This is a genomic window from Duganella vulcania (assembly GCF_009857655.1).
GTDB lineage: Bacteria > Pseudomonadota > Gammaproteobacteria > Burkholderiales > Burkholderiaceae_D > Rugamonas > Rugamonas vulcania.
On the sequence record NZ_WWCX01000187.1, the window covers coordinates 1 to 4,832 of the forward strand.

4 protein-coding genes and 1 pseudogene are annotated in these 4,832 nt (G+C 68.6%); 4 read left to right on the forward strand and 1 reads right to left on the reverse strand.

Going from position 1 to position 4,832, the window contains the following annotated elements; genetic code table 11:
* The 3 genes from GTP90_RS34830 to GTP90_RS34840 all read left to right on the forward strand — a co-directional run.
* The coding region (locus GTP90_RS34830; RefSeq protein ID WP_161087799.1) for a cytochrome-c peroxidase at nucleotides 1-794 on the forward strand (794 nt) is incomplete at its 5' end.
* Between the two features lie 107 nt (nucleotides 795-901).
* Nucleotides 902-3,565, forward strand: a complete 2,664-nt coding sequence (locus tag GTP90_RS34835; RefSeq protein ID WP_161087800.1) for a polysaccharide deacetylase family protein — start codon at nucleotides 902-904, stop codon at nucleotides 3,563-3,565.
* Nucleotides 3,562-3,873, forward strand: a complete 312-nt coding sequence (locus GTP90_RS34840; RefSeq protein WP_161087801.1) for a hypothetical protein — start codon at nucleotides 3,562-3,564, stop codon at nucleotides 3,871-3,873. Before GTP90_RS34835 ends, GTP90_RS34840 begins: the two co-directional genes overlap by 4 nt.
* A 54-nt stretch (nucleotides 3,874-3,927) precedes the next feature.
* Here GTP90_RS34840 and GTP90_RS34845 read toward each other — a convergent pair whose 3' ends face one another.
* Nucleotides 3,928-4,530, reverse strand: a complete 603-nt coding sequence (locus GTP90_RS34845) for a DJ-1/PfpI family protein (protein WP_161087802.1) — start codon at nucleotides 4,528-4,530, stop codon at nucleotides 3,928-3,930.
* Nucleotides 4,531-4,611: 81 nt separating this feature from the next.
* Between GTP90_RS34845 and GTP90_RS34850 the strand changes: the two are divergent.
* Nucleotides 4,612-4,832 (forward strand): annotated as a pseudogene (locus tag GTP90_RS34850) (GlxA family transcriptional regulator); the annotation flags it as partial.

The window sequence follows — 4,832 nt, forward strand, 5'->3', positions numbered from 1 at the left end:
ACCGCGACGACGCGGCGGTGGTGGCGCGGCTGCGCGCCGGGCCGCTGGCGGCGCAGTTCCGCCGCACCTTCGGCGAGGCCATCTTCGACCGTCCGGACGCGGCGATGCGCGGCGTGCTGATGGCGCTGGAGGTGTTCCAGCAAAGCCCGGCCGACTTCTACCCCTACACCAGCAAGTACGACGCCTACCTGCGCAAGCAGGCGGTGCTGACGCCGCAGGAGGCGCGCGGGCTGGCGCTGTTCAATGACGAGCACAAGGGCAATTGCGCGTCCTGCCACATCAGCAAGATCGGGCAGGGCGGGGCCTTCCCGCAGTTCACCGACTACGGCCTGATCAATCTGGGCGTGCCGCGCAACGGCAAGCTGGCGGTCAACGCCGACCCGGCGTATTTCGACCTCGGCCTGTGCGGCCCGGACCGCGCGGATTTGCGCGAGCACCGGGAATATTGCGGCCGCTTCCGCACGCCGTCGCTGCGCAACGTGGCGCTGCGGCAGGTGTACTTCCACAACGGCGGCTTCAACGACCTGGCGCAGGTGGTGCGCTTCTACGCGCAGCGCGACACGGCGCCGCAGAAATGGTATCCGCGCAGCGCCGACGGCGGCGTGCACAAGTTCGACGACCAGCCGGCCGGGCTGGAGGCCAACGTCAACATGGAGGCGCCGTTTGGCGGCCGGCCGGGCGGCCAGCCCGCGCTGAGCGAGCGCGAGATCGCCGACGTGGTGGCCTTCCTGCGCACATTGACCGACGGCTACGGTGGGGTCAAGTCTGACATTCGGACACGAACCCGGCCGTAGTCGGCGTTTAGGGCAGAGCTCGTGTCCGAATGCCAGACTTGACCCCAAAGTGAATCATTAGCAAATATGTCATAGAATGCGGGATTCGTTTTTTCCAGACTCCGCACATGAAATATATCAAGCAGTTGAGCATAGCCGCCGTGGTGGTGGCCGTGGCCGGCGCGGGCGCCTACCTCGCGCTGCGCGGCAGGCAGCCGGCCGAACCGTCCGGCGCCGCCGTGGCCGCCGCCGTCCCCGCGCCCGACGTCATGCCGGAACTGCGCGACATGCTGGCCGCCTACCGCAAGATCATCGTGCTGCTGGCCGACGAGAAGACGCTGTCCGAGGCCGACCGCAAGGCCGCCGGCCAGGTCGGGCAGTCGCTGTTCCACGAGAACCTCGAGCGCCTGGCCAGGGTACAGGCGCTGCTGGCGCAAACCCAGGCGCTGCCGCCGGCCCGGCGCGACGCCGCCGCCGACACGCTGCTGTCCTACATCGAGTCGGCCAGCGACCTGTTCGACGCCGACCGCCTGGCCTTCCGCGAAGTGCTGCTGTCGCTGCAGAAGCTGGCGGCGGCCGACCAGACCCTGCCCGCGATCAAGCTGCACAAGCGCGTCAGCGAGGACCTGGCCGCGCTGGAGGACATCGAGAAGCAGTACGACAAGGAGATCAGCGACATCTTCTCGCGCTTCGACACGCGCGCCATCACGCCCAAGCGCGAGCGCTGGGACGACTACGTGGCTCACCTGCGCCAGCTGTACGGCCGCGAGCAGATCATGAAGGACTACGGCGTCATCGTGCCGTATCCCGAGCAGCCCAAGACCGCCGAGCAGGAAGTCCAGGCCAAGGAAATCTTCGGCAACACGCTGCCGCCCAAGACCGTGGTGCTGACCTTTGACGACGGCCCGCACAAGAGCTACACCGAGGAGGTGGCCGCCATCCTCAAGCAGTACAACGTGCCGGGCGTGTTCTTCCAGGTCGGCCAGAACCTGGGCAAGCTCGACGCGCAGGGCAAGCAGACCCTGAGCGCCAACGCGGCCGAGAGCCGGCGCCTGATCGACGCCGGCCACACCGTGGGCAACCACAGTTTCAGCCACGCGCTGCTGTCGAAGGAAAAGGGCGAGCAGCTGTACGGCGAGATCGCCAACGCCGACGCGCTGCTCAAGGCCACCGACCAGCGCCGCTCGGACCTGTTCCGCTTCCCGTACGGCGCCCACAACGCCGAGGGCCTGGCCATCCTGTCCAAGCTGGGGCTGCGCTCGGTGATGTGGAACATCGACTCGCTGGACTGGGCCGACCCGGTGCCCAGCTCGATCGCCAACCGCGTGCTGACCACGCTGAGCAAGGAGCAGCGCGGCATCATCCTGTTCCACGACATCCACGAGCGCAGCGTCAAGGCGCTGCCGCTGGTGCTCGACAAGCTGATCGCCGACGGCTACAGCTTCGCGGCCTGGGACGGCCAGGAGTTCAAGGTGGCGCGCGGCGGCAAGCCGGAGCCGGAGAAGATCGCCGTCAGCACCGGCTACGCCAACAGCTACGCCGTGGTCATCGGCATCAACGATTACCAGAAGTGGCCCAAGCTGCAGTACGCGGTGCAGGACGCGCGCGCGATCCGCGACACGCTGGTCAACCGCTTCGGCTTCGCCAATGAGCGGGTGTTCACGCTGTCGAACGGCGAGGCCACGCGCAACAACATCCTGGCGCTGTTCCACGACAAGCTGGCCGACGCCCAGCTCAAGAAGGACGACCGCATCTTCGTGTTCTTCGCCGGCCACGGCGCCACCCGCCAGCTCAGTTCCGGGCGCAACCTGGGCTACATCATCCCGGTCGACTCGGACCCGCAACAGGTCAGCTTCGATGCCATCCCGATGACCGACCTGCAGAACATCGCCGAGAGCCTCAACGCCAAGCACGTGCTGTTCGTGATGGACGCCTGCTACAGCGGCCTGGGCCTGACGCGCGGCGGCGGCAGCAGCGCCTTCCTGCGCGACAACGCGCGCCGGCTGGGGCGGCAGATGCTGACCGCCGGCGGCGCCGACCAGATGGTGGCCGACGGCGGCCCGAACGGGCACTCGGTGTTCACGTGGACCTTGCTGCAGGCGCTCAACGGCAAGGCGGATTTGAACGGCGACGGCCTGATCACCGCCACCGAGCTGGCGGCCTACGTGGCGCCGGCGGTGGCCAGCGTGTCGCAGCAGACGCCGGCGTTCGGCAGCCTGCCGGGTTCGGAGGGCGGCGAGTTCGTGTTCCAGCTGCCGGCCGAGGCCGAGTTCCTGAGCGCGCAGTCGGCGCAGCTGTCGCCGGACGCGATCGCGCTCAATAGCAAGCTGGACAAGGGCCGCGACCTCAAGGCCGACGGCAACACGGTGGTGGTCAAGAACCTGCAGGGCGAGGAGCAGAAGATCGCCGCGCCCAAGCCGGTGGACGCGTCGAGCCGCCAGCTGGCGCAGCGCGCCAACGACCGCGGCCTGCAGCTGTACAAGGAGAAGCAGTACGCGCAGGCCGAGGCGGCGTTCACCGAGGCCCTGAAGTACCGGCCGGACTTCGGGCTGGCCGCCAACAACCTGGGCTTCGTCTACTACAAGCAGGAGAAGTACGCCGAGGCCGCGCGCTGGTTCGAGAACACGCTGCAGATCGACACCTCGCGCGCGATCGCCTACCTGAACCTGGCCGACGCCCGCATGCGCCTGGGCGACAGCGACAAGGCCAAAAAGGCCTACACCAGCTTCCTCGAGCTGGCGCCCAACCACGCCAACGCCGGCTACGCCCGGGAACAGCTGAAAAAACTATGAAGAAATCCAAGATCGACCTGGATGTGGTCAGCGTGGCGATCGCGCTGCTGACCTATGTGCTGGGCGCGCTCACCTTGTCCGGCGGTTTTTCGGGCGGGGCGGCGCACTGCGGCGACTTCGGCTTCACCTGCCTGGGCAACGCCTTCATCGTCGTGGTGCTCGGCACCGTGGCCGGCACGGTGACGGCGGTCATGGGCCTGATCCTGGCGCGCTGGCGCTCGTGGAGCGGCTGGATCGGCCTGCTCCTGAACGGCGTGCCGGCGCTGCTGCTGTGCGGCTGGCTGCTGCTGGTGTTCGTGGCGCGCTAAGATTGGGGTCAGGTCTGACATTCGGACACGAGCTCGGCGGCTGACCCCGGCGGCTCAGGCCTCGCTCCAGTCGTATTCCATCTGCAGCGCGGTGCGGGCGGCCAGCGCGCGCCCGGCCAGCCGCTCGACCAGGTGCAGCGACATGTCCATGCCGGCCGAGATGCCGCCGCTGGTGACGGTGCGGCCGTTGTCGATCCAGCGCCGCTTGCCGCTCACCCGCACGCGCGGGAAGGCGGCGCGCAACGCGTCGATGTCCTCCCAGTGCGTGGTGACCTCCTGGCCGTCCAGCAGGCCGGCCTGCGCCAGCAGGAAGGCGCCGGTGCACACCGACGCCACCAGTTCGCAGCCCGGCGCGGTGGCGGCGATCCAGCGTGTCACTTCCTGCTTGTCGCGCTCGGCGTCGACCACGCCGCCCGGCACGATCAGCACGTCGAGCGGGCCGGCGTTGCCGAAGTGCGCCTCGGGGAACACGCTCAGGCCCGCGCGCGCGCGCAGCATGGCGCCGCGCTGGCCGATGGTGCGCACGCGGAACGGCGCCGGCGCGTCCGGCGTGAGCCTGGCGGCCATCCGCGTGGCGCAGGTGAACACTTCGTACGGGCCGGCGAAGTCCAGCACTTCAACGTCGTCGTACACATAAATGCCGATGGTGCGTGTCATGGTTGCTCCTGTGGGTGGAAGCGTCCATCATGCCCGCGCGCGGGTTGACACAAATGACATTGATGGTTGAATATCTGCCACATGACACCCATCGATATCTGGCTGCTCGTTTATCCCGGCTTCGTGCTGCTGGACGCCACCGGCCCGGCGCAGGTGTTCTCCACCGCGAACGACGAGGCGCGCGACGCCGGCCTGCGCGAACCCTACCGCATCCGCATGGTGTCGCCGGGCGGCGGGCTGGTGGCGTCCACCGCCGGCGTGAGCGTGATGACCGCGCCGCTGCCGCGCGCCGGCCGCCAGCT